This window comes from Scopulibacillus cellulosilyticus (genome assembly GCF_042665295.1).
Taxonomy (GTDB): Bacteria; Bacillota; Bacilli; order Bacillales; family Sporolactobacillaceae; genus Scopulibacillus_A; species Scopulibacillus_A cellulosilyticus.
In genome coordinates this window covers 231172-247898 of sequence record NZ_JBHTCO010000005.1, presented here as the reverse complement: position 1 = coordinate 247898, position 16727 = coordinate 231172, and the positions used below count along the sequence as shown (strand labels likewise).

At 39.3% G+C, this 16727-nt stretch carries 14 protein-coding genes; 6 read left to right on the top strand and 8 right to left on the bottom strand.

The features are described 5' to 3' along the window. Positions 1 to 89: 89 nt before the first annotated feature. Both gluQRS and ACFQRG_RS07735 read right to left on the bottom strand, forming a co-directional pair. Positions 90 to 1055 (bottom strand): tRNA glutamyl-Q(34) synthetase GluQRS, encoded by a 966-nt coding sequence (gene gluQRS / locus ACFQRG_RS07740; protein WP_380965287.1) that lies wholly within the window; start codon positions 1053 to 1055, stop codon positions 90 to 92. 282 nt (positions 1056 to 1337) lie between these two features. Next, positions 1338 to 2231: a selenium metabolism-associated LysR family transcriptional regulator gene (locus ACFQRG_RS07735; RefSeq protein WP_380965286.1), complete on the bottom strand. Its 894-nt coding sequence runs from the start codon at positions 2229 to 2231 to the stop codon at positions 1338 to 1340. A 125-nt stretch (positions 2232 to 2356) separates the two neighbouring features. On the opposite strand from ACFQRG_RS07735, the gene ACFQRG_RS07730 reads away from it, so the two are divergent. Both ACFQRG_RS07730 and ACFQRG_RS07725 read left to right on the top strand, forming a co-directional pair. Next, entirely contained in the window at positions 2357 to 3433 is a 1077-nt protein-coding gene (locus tag ACFQRG_RS07730; protein ID WP_380965285.1) for a YeiH family protein, read from the top strand. Positions 3434 to 3653: 220 nt separating this feature from the next. Then, positions 3654 to 4499 (top strand): YitT family protein, encoded by an 846-nt coding sequence (locus ACFQRG_RS07725; protein ID WP_380965390.1) that lies wholly within the window; start codon positions 3654 to 3656, stop codon positions 4497 to 4499. A 46-nt stretch (positions 4500 to 4545) separates the two neighbouring features. Here ACFQRG_RS07725 and ACFQRG_RS07720 read toward each other — a convergent pair whose 3' ends face one another. From ACFQRG_RS07720 to spoIIP, 3 genes are all read right to left on the bottom strand, one after another. Continuing rightward, entirely contained in the window at positions 4546 to 4953 is a 408-nt protein-coding gene (locus tag ACFQRG_RS07720) for a Fur family transcriptional regulator (RefSeq protein ID WP_380965284.1), read from the bottom strand. A gap of 263 nt (positions 4954 to 5216) precedes the next feature. After that, positions 5217 to 5465 carry a hypothetical protein gene (locus ACFQRG_RS07715; RefSeq protein WP_380965283.1) on the bottom strand — a complete coding sequence of 83 codons (249 nt, stop codon included), beginning with the start codon at positions 5463 to 5465 and terminating at the stop codon, positions 5217 to 5219. 164 nt (positions 5466 to 5629) lie between these two features. Continuing rightward, positions 5630 to 6778 (bottom strand): stage II sporulation protein P, encoded by a 1149-nt coding sequence (spoIIP, locus tag ACFQRG_RS07710; protein WP_380965282.1) that lies wholly within the window; start codon positions 6776 to 6778, stop codon positions 5630 to 5632. Between the two features lie 385 nt (positions 6779 to 7163). Here spoIIP and ACFQRG_RS07705 point away from each other — a divergent pair, with 385 nt between their 5' ends. From ACFQRG_RS07705 to ACFQRG_RS07690, 4 genes are all read left to right on the top strand, one after another. Beyond that, the gene (locus tag ACFQRG_RS07705; RefSeq protein ID WP_380965281.1) at positions 7164 to 8885 is read left to right on the top strand and encodes a serine hydrolase; all 1722 of its coding nucleotides are present in this window, start codon (positions 7164 to 7166) and stop codon (positions 8883 to 8885) included. 5 nt (positions 8886 to 8890) lie between these two features. Then, positions 8891 to 11014: a beta-N-acetylhexosaminidase gene (gene nagZ, locus ACFQRG_RS07700; protein ID WP_380965280.1), complete on the top strand. Its 2124-nt coding sequence runs from the start codon at positions 8891 to 8893 to the stop codon at positions 11012 to 11014. Positions 11015 to 11019: 5 nt separating this feature from the next. Next, on the top strand, positions 11020 to 12294 hold the full coding sequence (locus ACFQRG_RS07695) for an exo-beta-N-acetylmuramidase NamZ family protein (protein WP_380965279.1): 1275 nt from the start codon (positions 11020 to 11022) through the stop codon (positions 12292 to 12294). Positions 12295 to 12370: 76 nt separating this feature from the next. After that, the gene (locus ACFQRG_RS07690) at positions 12371 to 13669 is read left to right on the top strand and encodes a serine hydrolase domain-containing protein (RefSeq protein WP_380965278.1); all 1299 of its coding nucleotides are present in this window, start codon (positions 12371 to 12373) and stop codon (positions 13667 to 13669) included. A 16-nt stretch (positions 13670 to 13685) separates the two neighbouring features. On the opposite strand, the gene ACFQRG_RS07685 is transcribed toward ACFQRG_RS07690, so the two are convergent. The 3 genes from ACFQRG_RS07685 to ACFQRG_RS07675 all read right to left on the bottom strand — a co-directional run bounded on the left by ACFQRG_RS07685 (position 13686) and on the right by ACFQRG_RS07675 (position 16713). Next, complete coding sequence (locus tag ACFQRG_RS07685) at positions 13686 to 14000, bottom strand: ArsR/SmtB family transcription factor (RefSeq protein WP_380965277.1); 315 nt, start codon at positions 13998 to 14000, stop codon at positions 13686 to 13688. 432 nt (positions 14001 to 14432) lie between these two features. Continuing rightward, positions 14433 to 15260: a phosphonoacetaldehyde hydrolase gene (gene phnX / locus ACFQRG_RS07680; protein WP_380965276.1), complete on the bottom strand. Its 828-nt coding sequence runs from the start codon at positions 15258 to 15260 to the stop codon at positions 14433 to 14435. Positions 15261 to 15288: 28 nt separating this feature from the next. Further along, positions 15289 to 16713 carry an amino acid permease gene (locus ACFQRG_RS07675; protein WP_380965275.1) on the bottom strand — a complete coding sequence of 475 codons (1425 nt, stop codon included), beginning with the start codon at positions 16711 to 16713 and terminating at the stop codon, positions 15289 to 15291. Positions 16714 to 16727: the final 14 nt, after the last annotated feature.

The following is a 16727-nucleotide window of genomic DNA, read 5'->3' as shown; positions in this document are numbered from 1 at the left end:
ATAGAAGGGATATCGAAACATGTTAAGAAACTTTAATAGTACAGTGTTTTTTTTACTTTCGCAAAAAATAGTGCTGCAGAACTAACAACTTATGAGTTAGAAAGATTCTGCAGCATTTTATGACTTAAAACGACCGGACTTTGCGGTATTTTTGATAAATCAAATTCAAGAATTAATTCTTTAGCTTTGACCGGCTCGGGCCTGTCAATTAAACCGCTTATAAAGGCCAAAATCCCGACAACACTTTCCGGCTTTACACCTGCTTGACGGATATTATGGAGCGTGACAGCTGTTCCATGCCGTTTAGATAAGCGTCTCCCGTCAGGTCCGTAAAGCAATGGCACATGCGTAAAACGCGGAACGGGCCATTCCAATGCTTGATAGAGTAAAATTTGCCGGGGCGTTGAGTCTAATAAATCAGCGCCGCGAAGAATGTCTGTCATATGCATATCGGCATCGTCGACAACAACCGCAAGCTGGTAACCGATAAAGCCATCCGCTCTCCGAACAACAAAATCACCGCCTGCACGAGCGGCATAATGTTGCTCTCCCATTATGCCGTCAACGAAGGCAACAGGCTTGTCCGGCATGGCAAAGCGATATGACGGATCTTTTTCTTTCGCTTTAGTTTTCCTTTCATTGGATGTGAGATATCTGCAGAATCCCGGATAGGCAGGTCCTTCAGACGAAAGACCGTGCGGTGCGTTTGCGAGAGCTTTTAAATCTTTCCGGCGGCAAAAGCAAGGATAGAGCCATCCGTTATTGTTCAGCTGATCAAAAGCTGCTTGATACTTAATGGTTCTTTTACTTTGTTCATATGGAGCATACGGTCCCCCTGTTCCCGGCCCTTCATCCCAATCTATCCCAAGCCAAAGCAGATCATCAATCATTTGCTCAGCATAAGAAGGCTTGCATCTTGACTGATCAATATCCTCTATCCGTAACACAAACTCGCCCCCAGCTTGCCGGATTTGCAGCCAAGAAAGCAAAGCTGTTCTCGCGTTGCCGATATGACAGTCTCCTGAAGGGGTCGGCGCAAATCGTCCGCGAATCATTTTGGCTTCCTCCAAACGTCACTGTTTCGTTACAATTTTCAATAGTCCTATCAATATTTTCTGTACTCAACTAAAAAAAGTCAAATGTTCTCAATGAAAAACTCCTTTATATACGGCGGAAATCAAAACAAATCTGGTCTTCTGATTCGTTCAAAATCATCTATTATCTTTTCAGTATCTGTTAATAAGCCGCCGTACATCCTTCACCTGCGCTCTAAAACCTTGCCAGAACATTTCAAAACTGTTGAAATTGGTCTCCCATCCCTGAATCAAGCCTGAAAACTAGTTTTTGTGTGATTCTTTTTTTGTTAAAATTTCAAGAAATGCTTCCGCTGCTTTTGTGTGTTCAATATGCGGAGACAGAACATAAGAAAACATCCTTGTAAAATTCAAATCTTTTAAATGAACAATATTTAATTGATGATTTTGAATGGCATCTTTTACAACCCATAAAGATAAAATGGATGCACCTACCCCGTTAATAACGGCCTCTTTTACACCATGATTACTGCTTATTGTAATTAATTGCTTTGTTCGAATTCCATAAGATCTGAGAATATGATCCATATATACACGAGTGCCTGATCCTTTTTCACGGGCTATCCAAGTCAGATCCTGAAGGTCTTCAAAAGTGACCGGCTTGTGCCATTGACGATAATAGCGTTCAGGGACAACAATGACCATTTCATCTTCCATAAAGGGATGAATATCCAGATCCTTTTCATTGGTTCTCCCTTCTATCAAACCGATATCATTTTGCAAAAGTCTGACAGATTTACTGATATTTTCAGTATTATCGATATTGATTTCAAGTTCAATATCTGGATATTTTTCATGGAATTCAGGCAGTAACGCGGGTAATACATATTCACCTATAGTATAACTGGCGCCAATTTTTAAGGTGCCTTTAATCGTTTTATAATAATCGTAAATTTCTTCTTTTGTTTTAGTGTATAATTTTAAAATTTGTTTTGCCCTTTCGTAGAGAATTTTACCTGACGGCGTAATATTCAGATGCTTTGGCGAACGATCGAACAACTTTGTTTGGAATTCACTCTCTAAATTTTTAATATGGAGGCTGACGCTTGGCTGAGATAACAGCAACTTTTCCCCAGCCCTTGTGAAGTTTTTTTCCTCAACAACAGTTACAAATGTCTGGAGAGCTTCAATATACATGATCATCGCTCCAATCATTAGGATTATTAATGATTACTATCATTAATTTATATTTCACTTATGATTACACCTCTATTATATTGAATATATGAACAGGTCACAATTCAAAAGCAAGGGGTGTTAATATGAGCGAACAGCAAGCATTAAGAGAAGATTTTCAAAATGAACCATTAAGCCAAACGAACCGCCAAAGCAGTCCTCAGCCCGGCGGCGGCAGCAATAAAGCGTTACTTTGGATCGCCGGAGTTGGATTTACTTTTGTTATCGCACTGATCGGTTTTTTTCTAGCTAAAATCCCGGGGTTCAGCATGGTTGGGCCAATGGCATGTTCAATCGTTATCGCAGTGATTTACAGACAGATTTTTGGCTATCCGAAAGCATTAAAGAGCGGTATTACTTTTTCATCAAAAAAATTATTGAGATACGCCATTGTTTTGTTCGGTTTAAAGTTAAATGTCGATACGATTTTACATCATGGGTTAGGGTTATTAGCCCGCGATCTATTTGCAGTAGTTTTTGCCATCATTGTAACGGTTTTCATCGCTAAATTATTTAAAGCTGATATGTCCCTGTCTTTTCTTCTTGGTGTCGGCACCGGCGTTTGCGGAGCTTCAGCAATAGCAGCTGTTTCCCCTATTGTAAAAGCTAAAGAAGAAGACACTGCGATCGGCGCTGGAATTATTGCCTTAATGGGTACGGTTTTTGCAATTGCCTATACGATTTTAAGACCTTATCTCCCATTATCTGCAGTACAATACGGTACTTGGTCCGGCACCAGTTTACATGAAATCGCCCATGTAGCGCTGGCCGGTGCGCCGGCAGGCCAAAATGCCCTTGCCATCGCACTTTTAGCTAAATTGGGCCGTGTTTTCTTACTCGTTCCTTTATGCCTTGTGCTAGTTTGGTGGATGAGACGCAAAGGGAAAGGAAAAGGCGGAGAAAAAATTGAATTTCCATATTTCCTTATCGGATTTGTAGCTATGAGTCTGTTCGGCAGTTATGTACTTGGCAAGTATATCCCTGTTTCTAAAGGCTTTATGGATGGGGTATCGAGTTTAACAACATTTATTTTAACAATGGCAATGGTCGGACTTGGATTAAACGTCAGTTTTAAAGCGCTTAAAAGCAAGGCGTTGCGTCCTTTACTAGCCATGACAATGACATCAGTCCTTCTGTCATTTGTAATATTCTTGCTTGTTTAATCAAAACTGGGCTTTCCGGCCCAGTTTTTTAATTTGTCAATACATTTAATTATTGGTAAAATAGTATTAGAAAGATTTCTGTTTCCTATCCTAAATTCCGCTTTTCTCTGCGTTCTATTCTTTTTACCGTTTTCTTATCATTTAAAATTGATGAATAATGGGGGGTTAGCCTATAGTGAATCCAGCACCTAAAGATACAGTTAAACTTCAGCACCGAAAGATGTCAAAAAGAAAATTTTTTGAAAGATTAATATTTGTTCCAATAGGTGCCTTACTTATTGCCATTGGGCTTGAAATTTTTTTAGTACCAAATAATATTATTGACGGCGGCATAACGGGTATTTCAATTATGTTATCCTACCTCACGTCACTTCCGCTTGGTTTATTTCTTGTTCTTTTAAATATCCCTTTTTTCTTACTCGGTTATAAACAAATTGGAAAAACCTTCGCACTGACTTCATTATATGGTATTATTCTTTTGTCATTATTTACAAGCTTTCTTATTCCAGTTGATGTTCTGACTAAAGATCCTTTGCTTGCGTCTGTTTTTGGCGGCGTTTTTATGGGCGTTGGCGTAGGTATTGTCATTAGAAACGGCGGTTCAACGGATGGTACAGAAATACTAGCCGTTTTGTTTAATAAGTCAACGCCTTTTTCCGTAGGTGAAGTGGTCATGATTATCAACATTTTTATTTTAAGCGGCGCCGGCTTTATATTCGGCTGGGATCATGCCATGTATTCACTGCTTGCCTATTTTATCGCTTTTAAGGTCATAGATATTACCATTGAAGGCTTTAACCAATCAAAGTCAATATGGATTATTAGTGATCGATATGATGAGATTGGTGATGCTCTTAATGACCGGCTCGGACGGGGTGTCACATATTTAAATGGAGAAGGCGCTTATTCAGGTGATGACAAACGGGTCATTTTTACTGTTATCTCCAGACTTGAAGAAGCTAAATTAAAGAGTATTGTCGAAGATATAGACCCTGCTGCTTTTCTGGCTGTAGGTAATATTCATGACGTTAAAGGCGGACGATTTAAAAAGAGAGATATTCACTAATATAAAAAGACAACTGAATGAGTTCTCAGTTGTCTTTTTTAATCTATTAACGGCAATGCTCACAACATCCATAAATTTCAAATTTATGACCAGTGACTAAAAAGCCGGAATGGGACACAGGCAGCTGAGCCATTGGACAGGCTTCTATCGTTTCTGTTTTTCCGCACTCAAGGCAGATAAGATGATGATGGTGATGATTAGAACAATTATATTGATACATCTTTTCACCATCTAATTCGGTTGCTTCAAGAATACCAAGATCAACAAACAAGGATAAATTTCGATATATCGTATCAAAACTTAATCCCGCGTATCGATCTTTCAGTTTAAACTGAATGTCTTTAGCGGATAGATATCCTTTTCTCTTTTCAAAAAGGCGTAAAATATCCGTTCTTTTATCTGTATGTTTATAACCTTTTTCTTTTAAGCAGTCAAGCGCTTGACTTAAATTCATGGAACTAACACTTCCTTAATTATCGTTCACTGAGACTATCGGTGATTAATAACTAATCATTAATTAAAAGAATAAAAAGAATGAAGTCCCAAATTAAAAATAAGCAATAAAGTTATATACCCTCATAAATTGATAATAACAAAAAGAGGGTTAAAATTATAGAGATTGTGATCATTTTATAAAAATTTATACGCTGCGTTCCTCTAAGCAATAAAACAAGCACCGCTGCGGGAACGATGCTTGTTATTATTTTTGTTATACCATTACCACCAGAACCATGGCCATAAAGAGATTGCAGCAATAGACGCTAAAGCGATGGGAAATCCCCAGCCCCAGCCCCATGCATATACTCCAGGTCCGTCAACACCGTCACCATCTAATGGTCTGAGATAAACATGCTGCTGATCAACATTGGTGACAACACCCCGATGAATAGTGCCATCGTGGCATCTTATTTCAACAGCTTTGTTTAAATGCTGCTGGCAAAGGGCATACATATTTTGTCCTGACATAGACTCCCCTCCTAGACAGATACATTTGTGAGTCATTAACATCATATGATGGCTTTTTTAGTTTGCATAGGATATTGTCCGTCTTGGAACTGACTTGGGTTAGTGCCAGTATTCAGGGTGAAAATAATGAAAAACACGATCTGGAATGATTCCAGATCGTGTTTCTAAGTATGATGATTCCCTTTTATATAATCACTGATGACATCACTAAGCGCATTAACCGTATTTTGCAGATCCTCTTTTGTATTATCAACCCCCCCTACTTCTATTAAAATAGCATGCGGTGAAAGATCTTGATTATAGACACCATTAACCCCTTTCCCGCTTTTGCCGATGATCCCCCTGCTTAGCCCCGGATACAAGTTGTCTAATTTTTTATTAAGTTTATCGGCTACATCTCTATTTTTCTCAAAGTTTGGATTTTCCTTACCGATAACAAAAACTGTCCTGGCATAAGATTTGTTATTAATTGTAACGGTTGTATCCTTTTTGCGTCTATCATCCCGATGAATATCAATAAATAATTGATAATTCTTCCCGCTGGTTACAGCCGGCTTAACAATCGTTCGTGAAGCATCATAAGCTTGTCCTGTCCCCATGCCTTTGTCATTTAATATTTTTGTTACGCTTGTTGTGTCGGCTACAGTCGGTATGTTCTTCTTATCCAACGCCTTGGCTAACATTTCATCGACGATGTGAATGTTCTTTGAATCGCTGGTCGCTTTGTCACTATCCGGATCGCCTGATAAACCTAAAATTGGCAAGAATGATTCCCAGCTGTGGGTTGAATAAATAAAAACTTGTCCATTTTTATTCTTTTGCGGCGGTACCTTTTGACTGCTGTTATCTTTGCTATCATTTTTACTGTTGCCTTGTTTGTCTTTCATAATGTAATCAAGCGGCGGCGGCGACTCTATCGGTATATTCGTATAATTAGTACCGACTCCTGCAACATAAATATCTGTATCATAAATTGAAAAACCGGGAAGCTCATTTCCAAGCAGAGTTCTCGTATCCCCGACATTAATGTTAGTTATGGCTTGAAAAGAAAGCTTGGCCAAATTAACGGATTGATAACCATCCGGTAATACTTGTTTAAAGTAAGGATTCTCATTTCCCATTAAATCAACAATCATTTCAGCCTTTAATGAATTAAGCGCTTTATTTACATTGTCATAAGTCAAGTACCCATTCATTTTATCCGTTGTCAATAGACTGACAAAGATAAATAGAATCATAGTGAAACCCGGGAGCAAAGCAATCGCCTTTTTAAAATTCATATGCTTTAATCGATTTGAATATGGTGATAACATCTTATCTTCCTTTTCGGCTTCGGCTTTTTACTATTCTATGTCTATAAATCTATAAAATGACGATTAATTGCCACGCGTCCCGCTATGTATAAATAACTATTAAAATAGTTGCGGTTTTTACTCATATACCCCTTAACTTTTCAAAACAATTTCAATCATGTTTTGTTTTTACTTTATTGTTGCGTCAATATCAATAAAAGTCTAAAAAATCTACTAGTCATTTTTGAATGATATCATATACATTTTTTGGGACTAAAGCGCGATTGTCAAATTATGACTTTACCTGATATATTTAATAAAAGTATGCAAAAATTTAAAATAATATGACATTAAAAGGAGGTTAGCTTTATCGCTTTTCAAAATTTTAATTTTACAGGAGGCTGCTATGAAAAAAATTGCGAATGTTGTTTTAGTTTCATCCTTTGTCAGCGGTTCATGGTTATGTCTTGCCGGCTATCCTGCCGGTGCCAAGGGAGCTCCCCCTCCCCAGCCTACAATAGAACAAACACCTAAAACATCTATTGCCATTCCCAGTAAAAACGATTCAGCAAAATCATGGGATCATCCAGGACCATCATCACCTGTTTTGCATCCCGGATCGCCGAGAGCAGCCGGTATGAGACAGGAGCCGTTAAGAATGATGGACGACAAAATTAAGCAGGCGATTAATGAGAAAGTGATGCCGGGCGCCGTCGTTTTAATTGCCCGCAGGGGAACAATTGTTAAAGAGCAAGCTTATGGATATGCAGCAGAATATAAAGATGATAAATTCACACCTATGAAAGATCCTGTCAAAATGACTAAAAATACAATATTCGACCTTGCTTCCATCAGTAAATTGTTTACAACCATAGCTGCAATGCAATTATATGAACAAGGGAAATTTAAATTAGATGATCCAGTCGCAAAATATATCCCCGAATTTGCTAAGAACGGTAAAGAAAATGTGACAATCAGACAATTAATGACCCACACTTCCGGATTTCGGCCCGACCCTGAAACACCGTTATATAATATTAAGGGAAGCCGTGAAGACAGATTGCGATATGTCTTAGAACATCCTTTAGAGAATCCGCCGGGTACGGCATATACGTACAGCGATCTTAATATGATGACACTCGATGTGCTTATCGAAAGGCTTTCCGGGGAACGTTTGGACCAATATGTAAAAGAACATATTACAGGTCCTCTTAATATGAAAGATACAATGTACAATCCCCCTGCCTCATTAAAACCAAGGATTGCAGCAACTGAATACCAGCCTTGGACGGGCCGCGGTCTTGTCTGGGGGCAAGTTCATGATGAAAACGCCTGGGCGCTGGACGGTGTCAGCGGTCATGCGGGCGTTTTTTCGACGGCTAATGATCTTGCTACTTTCAGCCAGATGCTTCTGAACGGCGGCCGTTATAAAGGAAAGCAAATTTTGAAACTTTCAACCGTTCATCTCATGGAAACGAACCAGCTTCCCCAATTCCCTGATGATTCCCATGGTCTCGGTTGGGAACTCCAACAAGGCTGGTACATGGATGCGCTGACCGAGCCGACGACAATGGGACATACTGGATATACCGGTACATCGATTGTCGTCAGTCCAAATAATAAAACGATAGCGATTCTATTAACAAACCGGGTCCATCCGACGAGAAATACAGTCTCAACCAACGGCATCCGGAGAACGGTGGCAAGACTTACGGCGGATGCTATACCTGTTGCTATTCCAAAAGGCGGCTCGGCATGGTTTTCCGGGTACGGCGATAATTTAGACCGCTCGATGCAAGCAACGCTGCCAAAAGGGCAAAAGAAAACATTAACATTCCGAACTTGGTATCTTACTGAAAATGAGCATGATTATGGTGTCGTTGAATGGTCTTCTGACGGTAAAGAATGGTCAACAGCTGGTGCAAAAATGACCGGAAGCAATCAAGATTGGAACAAGGTCTCAATTGAACTGCCGGCTAATGCAAACTACGTCCGTTTTAATTATCATACCGATGATTCTGTAAACGGCCGCGGTTGGTATGTTTTGGATCCTAAAGTTAGTGACATGCATGGTAAAACCCATGAACTTCATTTTGACAAAACTGATTGGCAAAAACGGAGGGATTAAGAGAAATGTTTAAATTGAGTAAAAAAGCGATGACTTGCATGACAGCCGTTTTACTTATTGCTTCCCAACTGCTCTCATCCCATCCCACACATGCAAAGGAAAAAAATCAAATGACGAATTTAATCATTTTGCAAAATGTGCCGCAAATCAAAAATGAAATAAAAAATTTGCGGATTCAACTTAAGGCGATCCACACTTATTCGGACGGACATTTTACGCAAACGTCCTCACACCTTGTTTGGTCTTCATCTAATAAGAAAGTTGCGACCGTAGATCACAACGGTCTTGTAAAAATGACCAGTCATCCCGGACGGTCATTAATTAAGGTCACTGACGGCGCCCATAGTGACCGAATCATGATAGAGTCTAAAAAATCAGGCGCCAAAGGTAACGCCCAACCAATCACAAAAATCATTAAACAAAAGGGTTCGAAATATGATGTCGTCAACAATGCAGTGAAAAGAATGACACTTGGTGAAAAAATCGGGCAAATGCTTATGCCTGACTTTAGAACTTATAATGGAAAAGATGTAACAGAAATGCTGCCGCAAATTCGTGAGCAAATTGATAAATATCATTTAGGCGGTGTCATTCTCTTCCGGGAAAATCTTGTAAACACTAAGCAAATTGTCAAGCTGACAGAAGACTATCAAAAAGCCAGTGATAAATACGGTCTTTTACTGACAACTGATCAAGAAGGCGGCATCGTTACCCGCGTTCAATCGGGAACTGCTATGCCCGGCAATATGGCCTTAGGGGCAGCAAGATCGGAGAAACTGGCCAAGCAAGTCGGACAAGCCACTGGTGAGGAGCTTTCTGCTTTGGGTATTAATATGGACATGGCACCTGTTCTCGATGTGAATAATAATCCGGATAATCCTGTCATTGGCGTCAGATCATTTGGCGAGGATCCGAAGCTTGTCGCACGGTTGGGAATTTCTTATATGAACGGTCTGTATGACAGCGGTATCGCAGCAACGGGCAAACACTTCCCGGGCCACGGTGATACAGCCGTAGACTCGCATCTTGGCCTCCCTTCGGTTCCTTATGATCTTAACCGATTAAAAAAGGTAGAATTATATCCTTTTAACAAGGCAATGGGTGCAGGATTGGACGCTGTCATGACTGCCCATATCACTTTTCCAAAAATAGATGATACAAAGGTTGTTTCGAAAAAGGACGGCAGTATGATTTCATTGCCGGCTACCCTTTCTCATAAAATTCTGACAGGCCTTATACGTGAGCAAATGGGTTTTAAGGGTGTTATTTTTACCGATGCCATGAATATGCAAGCGATTACCGATAACTTTGGCAGCGTCGATGCAGCGATTAGAGCGGTTAACGCTGGCGCTGATATTTTAACAATGCCTGTTGACCTTGACAGCGTATACAATGGTCTCAATAATGCTGTAAAGAACGGGGATATTAAAGAACAGCGTATTAAGGATTCTGTTAAGCGCATTTTAACTTTAAAAATCAACAAAGGCATTATAAAATCTGAAAAAACGGATGATCTTAACAAAAAAATCAACCGGGCCACTCGCATTGTCGGCTCTCCTAAACATAAACAAATTGAACAAAACGCGGCTAATCAGGCCGTTACGCTTATTAAAAATCAAAACGTGCTGCCTTTAAAAAATAATAAAAGCAGCAACATTACCGTTATCGGACATAATTATTTAGATGGTTTATCAAGTGCAATAAAAAAATATCATTCAAATATAACAACAATAGACGCAGCTGGCCCGCTTAATGATACACAGCTCAACCAAGTTAAACATTCAAGCGCAGTTATCATCGGCACCTATACGTCTGATGTTAATGGCAGAGCAAAGACAAGTCCGCAGATGCAACTCGTCAATCAATTAATTAATAAATTAAATAAACCAGTGATTGCTGTAGCTATTCGCAACCCTTATGACATTATGGCGTATCCAAAAGTTGACGCGTATCTCGCCCAATATGCTTTTAATGACGCTAATTTTAAAGCATCGGCTGCCACTATTTTTGGCAAAAATGATCCAAAAGGACAATTACCAGTCACGATTCCTGGTCCTAAGGGTAAACCGCTTTATCCATTTGGGTTTGGTCTTCATTACTATGCCGCGGATATTAATAAATTGAGGTGAATGGCATGAAAAAATGGATACTGTCTCTAGGCATTTTATTGTTAATTTTATCGACGGTTGCTGTATCAGCTTCAGGGCATAGCGAAAAATCAGTATCTCGAAAGCCGCCGCACCATCACCGAGACATTCAATTAGGTATTGATAGATTATTAAACGAAAAGAAAGATTTACTTAAAGGAAAACGTGTAGGATTAATTACTAATCCTACCGGCGTCAATCAGAAGCTTGAGAGTGATGTCGATTTATTATTTCACGATCCGGACATCAAGCTTGTTGCTTTATACGGTCCCGAGCATGGCGTTCGGGGAAGCGCACAGGCCGGCGAACAAGTCGATAAATATATTGACGAAGAAACAGGGCTCCCCGTCTACAGTTTATACGGCGATACCAAAAAGCCTACGCCGGAAATGCTTAAAAATGTTGATGCTTTAGTATTTGATATACAAGATGTCGGCACAAGATATTACACTTATATTTCGACAATGGCTTATGCGATGCAGGCAGCTCATGAAAATCATATCCCTTTTATTGTACTGGACCGGCCTAATCCGATTGGCGGCACTCACGTTGAAGGACCGGTACTCGATCCGAAATACGCTTCATTCGTAGGCCTATATCCTATTCCGATCCGGCACGGCATGACGGTTGGAGAGTTAGCCGGTTACCTTAATAAAGAATATCATATTAACGCCGATTTAACGGTTGTAAAAATGAAAGGCTGGAAACGGGAGATGTCTTATAGTGATACAAATTTATCCTGGGTCATGCCATCTCCTAATATGCCTGCCGAGGATACCGCACTTGTTTATCCGGGAACCGGTCTATTAGAAGGGACAAACATTTCTGAAGGACGGGGAACGACCCGGCCATTCGAATTGATGGGTGCACCCTTTATTAACGGATTGAAGCTTGCCCAACATTTAAATGATTTGCATTTACCAGGCGTTATCTTTCGAGATGCATCATTTACTCCGACCTTTTCGAAATACAGCGGCCAACTTGTTCACGGCGTTCAAATCCATGTCATTGATAAACAGACTTACGAACCGGTCATTACCGGGTTGTCGATTATTAAAACAATTCATGACATGTACCCTGACAAATTTCAATTCAGCGCTGAAGACAAAAATGGCATCTCTCAGTTTGACCGTTTAGTTGGAAACGGATGGATAAGAAAAGATATCAATGCCGGCGTTTCTATTCAAAGCATGGAAAAGAAATGGCAGCCTGCGTCGAAACAATTCGAAAAGAAAAGAAAGAAGTATTTATTATATAAGTAAAAGGCAGGAATCACTCCTGCCTTTTTTTTCATAAAAGCATGCAGACTTTTACAAAATAATTTGAAAGGAGGCTGCCATGAGAAAAACTTTAAGTATTATTTTATCCTGTTTTATTATAAGCGGAGCATTTTTAATGCCGGGTGATACGGTAAATGCTAAAGAGGATCAGCAAATCATTGAACAGAAGTCGAACATTAATAAAGATTTTTTACCCAATGCATGTGATTATTCTGGTCAATCATCGCCTGTTTTGCATGCCGGTTCAGCTAAAGACGCACATATGAGGCAGAAACCGTTAAAAATGATTGACAATAAAATCAACAAAGCCATTAAAGAAAAGGTCATGCCGGGGGCTGTCGTCTTGATAGCGCGTTCAGGGATCATTGTAAAAGAAAGAGCTTACGGTTATGCCTTAAAATATAAGGATGCTGATTTTTCCCCTTTAAAGAATCCAATTAAAATGACTAAAAATACAATATTTGATCTCGCATCAATCAGTAAACTTTTTACGACGGTTGCTGCTTTACAATTATATGAGCAAGGAAAATTTCAATTGAATGATCCTGTTGTAAACTATTTGCCCGGTTTCGCCAAAAACGGTAAAGAAAAGGTCACTATAAAACAACTGATGACACATACTTCGGGGTTCCCTTCGCGAATGAAGACATCCTTATTTAAAATTAAGGGCTCACATCAAGACAAGCTGCAATATGTCTTAAAATACCCGTTAAAAAATCAGCCTGGGTCAACCTATACATACAGTGACTTAAATATGATGACTCTTGAGGCACTAATTGAAAAGCTTTCCGGAGAGCGACTGGACGAGTTTGTAAAAAAGCATGTGACAGCCCCTCTTGGAATGAAAGATACAATGTACAACCCCGGCCTTTTTTTAAAGGCAAGAATTGCGGCAACTGAATATCAGCCGTGGACGGATCGCGGTCTGGTTTGGGGGCAGGTTCATGATGAAAAAGCGTGGGCATTAGGCGGGACGGCAGGTCATGCGGGGATTTTTTCTACTGCTTCTGACCTTGCTAAATTCAGCCAAATGCTTCTAAATGGCGGATGCTATAAGGGAAAGCGAATTCTAAAGCCATCAACAGTTCAATTAATGGAAACAAACCAGCTGTCCAAGTTTCAAAACCATCCCCATGGTTTAGGGGTTGAACTCGGGCAAGAGTGGTATATGGATGCATTAACCGCCCCGAATACTATGGGACATACAGGATTTACCGGGACATCGGTAGTTATTAGCCCGAAAAACAATACGATTGTTATTTTATTAACTAACCGTGTCCATCCAACACGACATACACCATCCATAAATAATATCAGGAGGACGATCGCGAGACTGACAGCCGATGCTATATATTAAAGAAAGAATATGGTTATTATTCATGTCTTGCATGATTTATGGTTTGCTGCAATATGTTGATCACATGATCATCATCGTTAGAGTAAAAAATGGTTTTGCCGCTTCGTCTTGATTTAACAAGCCGTAAATTTTTTAAAAATCTTAATTGGTGGGATACTGTAGATTGAAGTAAATCGAGCTGCTCTGAAATTTGAGTCACTGAGCATTCACCTTGAGATAACAAATAAAGAATTTTAATTCTTGTCGGATCGGAAAGAGCCTTAAATATTTGTGAAACGGTAAATAAAGTTTCTTCGTCTAAATCAACATAATTTTTTTCGTTCACATTCATACCTTCTTTTGTCAAATTACCTATGTATATATTAAAGGTATCAAACGTCTGTTTTTTAAGTCAAATAAAGTGAAACTTCCATCAGCGGGGGTTTTATTCATCCCCGCTGACAGTTAGTCTGCGGGCGAAGATAAATAAATTCTCTAATGCTTTAATTTATAATTGAAGCACCCCCTCCCTTTCAAAGGGAGGGGGCTGCAGCTTAGTTCCAAGTATTCCTTATCTTTTTACTTTTAATTTTTGATAACAGGTCTTTAGCTTCGTTATCACTAAAAATATGCAGTTTGTGAAGCAATGAAACCGTCATATACACTGATGTCAGAGGATCCTTTCTCATCATTCCGTCCACATCTTTCCATTGGCAAACTTTTTTGCTTTAGTAAAAGATATGCAAGTCAGCGTAAATTTGTTTAGACGTTTAAAGTAAAAGCTTCATTTCTTGTTCAACTGCAGGTTTTCAGTTTCGATCATGTCATTAATTCTATCAATAACATCAGTCAGTTCATTTATATCTTCTATAACAAAATCAGCGCCTGCCTCATAAAATTTTCTTTCCACTGATTTTATGCTTTCATTTAATTGAACTGACTCAACATTTTTGATTTGATCTTCAGAAAGTCCAAGTTCACTTCCGCCTTTAATGATACCGACAGTCCACATACCGGCGTTAATACCTTCAATAATATCATTAACCGTGTCACCTACTTTTACTAATTGTGACATTGGATAGACTTGAAGATTGATTGCGTTTTGATAACACATCCACGGATGAGGTCTCCCCTTTGGCACTTCATCGGATGTAACGATTGAATCCACTTTTAAACCTTTTTTATCCGCAATAGGTGCAACAACCTCCATCATTTTACGATTGTAGCCTGTTGTTGTACCTATCTTTATACCCAACTTTTTTAAATGATTAACACTATTTATGGCACCGGGGACAGGTTCAGAGTATTGAGGAAGCTTTTCTAATAATATTGGTTCAAATGTTCCATAGAGTTCGTGAATATCTTGTTCATCAGGTTGTCTGTTGTACTTTTCCACCCACATATTATTGATGCGGTTCATGTTAAGAATCGTCCGGATATGATCCATTTTCTCTAATCCCATCGGTTCCCTTGCTTCCTTTAATGTTATCTCAATCCCTTTTCGATTAAATATTTCAATAAAAACTTCTACCGGAGCCATGCATCCATAATCAACAAGAGTACCCCCCCAATCAAATATAACGGCTTTAACATGATTATCTAAGTGACGCATTTTTCAATCTCCTTTCTGTGTCCAGTGTTTACATATCAAACCCTTCTTCTTCTAATGATTTTTCTCCTTTAAAATTTAGTTTTTTATACTTAGGTGCCACAACTAATTGGTAATAAACGAGTAATAATGCCAGCCAAACAATCCCTGAAAGTACCGAAATTCTTGTTAATGGTGAATAAACGATGGCAGCAAAAGCCAGAACAAGCATAATGAGCCCAATGATCGGGAGTATTGGCCAAAATGGCATTGGGTATTGCAATCCCTCTCCGCTTTTGGATGTCCTGAATCTGAAAGTTATTTCCAAAACTAAAATGACAAACCATGTAAAAATCGATGCAAAGGCTGAAGCGCTTGTAATCCAGATATAAACATAGTCCGGCGCAAAATAAGTAATAATTGTTCCAATAGAAATGGCAACAGCTGTGATAATAATTGCTATATACGGCACTTGATTTTTATTTAATTTCTTAAAACCATCAGGCATCATCTTATCATGTGACATACTGAATAATACTCTGCTGCCTCCGTATACACCTGTATTACATGAAGATAATCCTGCAAAAATAATGATTAAGTTAACTATTGTTGCCGCTGCCGGAATCCCAACTTGTTTAAATAAGAGAACATAAGGACTTCCGCTTGCGTGAGCTAAGTTAATCCATGGATAAGCACAAAGCATAATTAATATTGAGCCGATGTAAAAAAATGACACCCTAAAGGTGATGCTCCGGAATGCTTTTGGCATTGAAGCGGTAGGATCTCCCGATTCTCCGGCTTCTACAGCTAATGTTTCAACACCGGAATAGGCTTGGATAACAAGTGAAACGGCCTGAATGACCCCTATCCAACCATAAGGCAAAAACCCGTGATGCGACCAAAGATTAGTTAATCCAACAACATCACCATGGTTAAATACACCTGTTAAAACCATTAATGCACCAAACACCATAAATACAATAATCGCAAGAACTTTTAAAATCGCAAATACAAATTCCAGCTCTCCGAATAACTTAACAACTAATAAATTAGAGACTGTAAATAATACAAGCGAAATTAATCCTGGAACCCATACAGGAAATGCCGGATACCAAAACTGAACCAATTTACCGATAGCAGCGAGTTCCGACATAACGGTAGCGACCCAGAAAAACCACCACATGCCGCCTGTGACAAACCCCATACGAGGTCCAAAAAAGTCATTTGCATAACGGCTGAACGAACCGGCTACTGGTTTTTCTACTGTTAATTCACCTAAAGCTCTCATAACGATGGCAACAACAATGCCAGCTAATATGTAAGCAATAATGACACCTGGTCCAGCCACTTGAATCGCTTGGGATACACCGTAAAACAAACCGACACCTATAACGCCGCCTAAAGCCAAAAATTGTATATGCCTATTATTTAAAGAACGGCTTAGTCCTTCAGAATTAGGTTTCTGCTGACTTTCCATCATTCTCCTCCTAA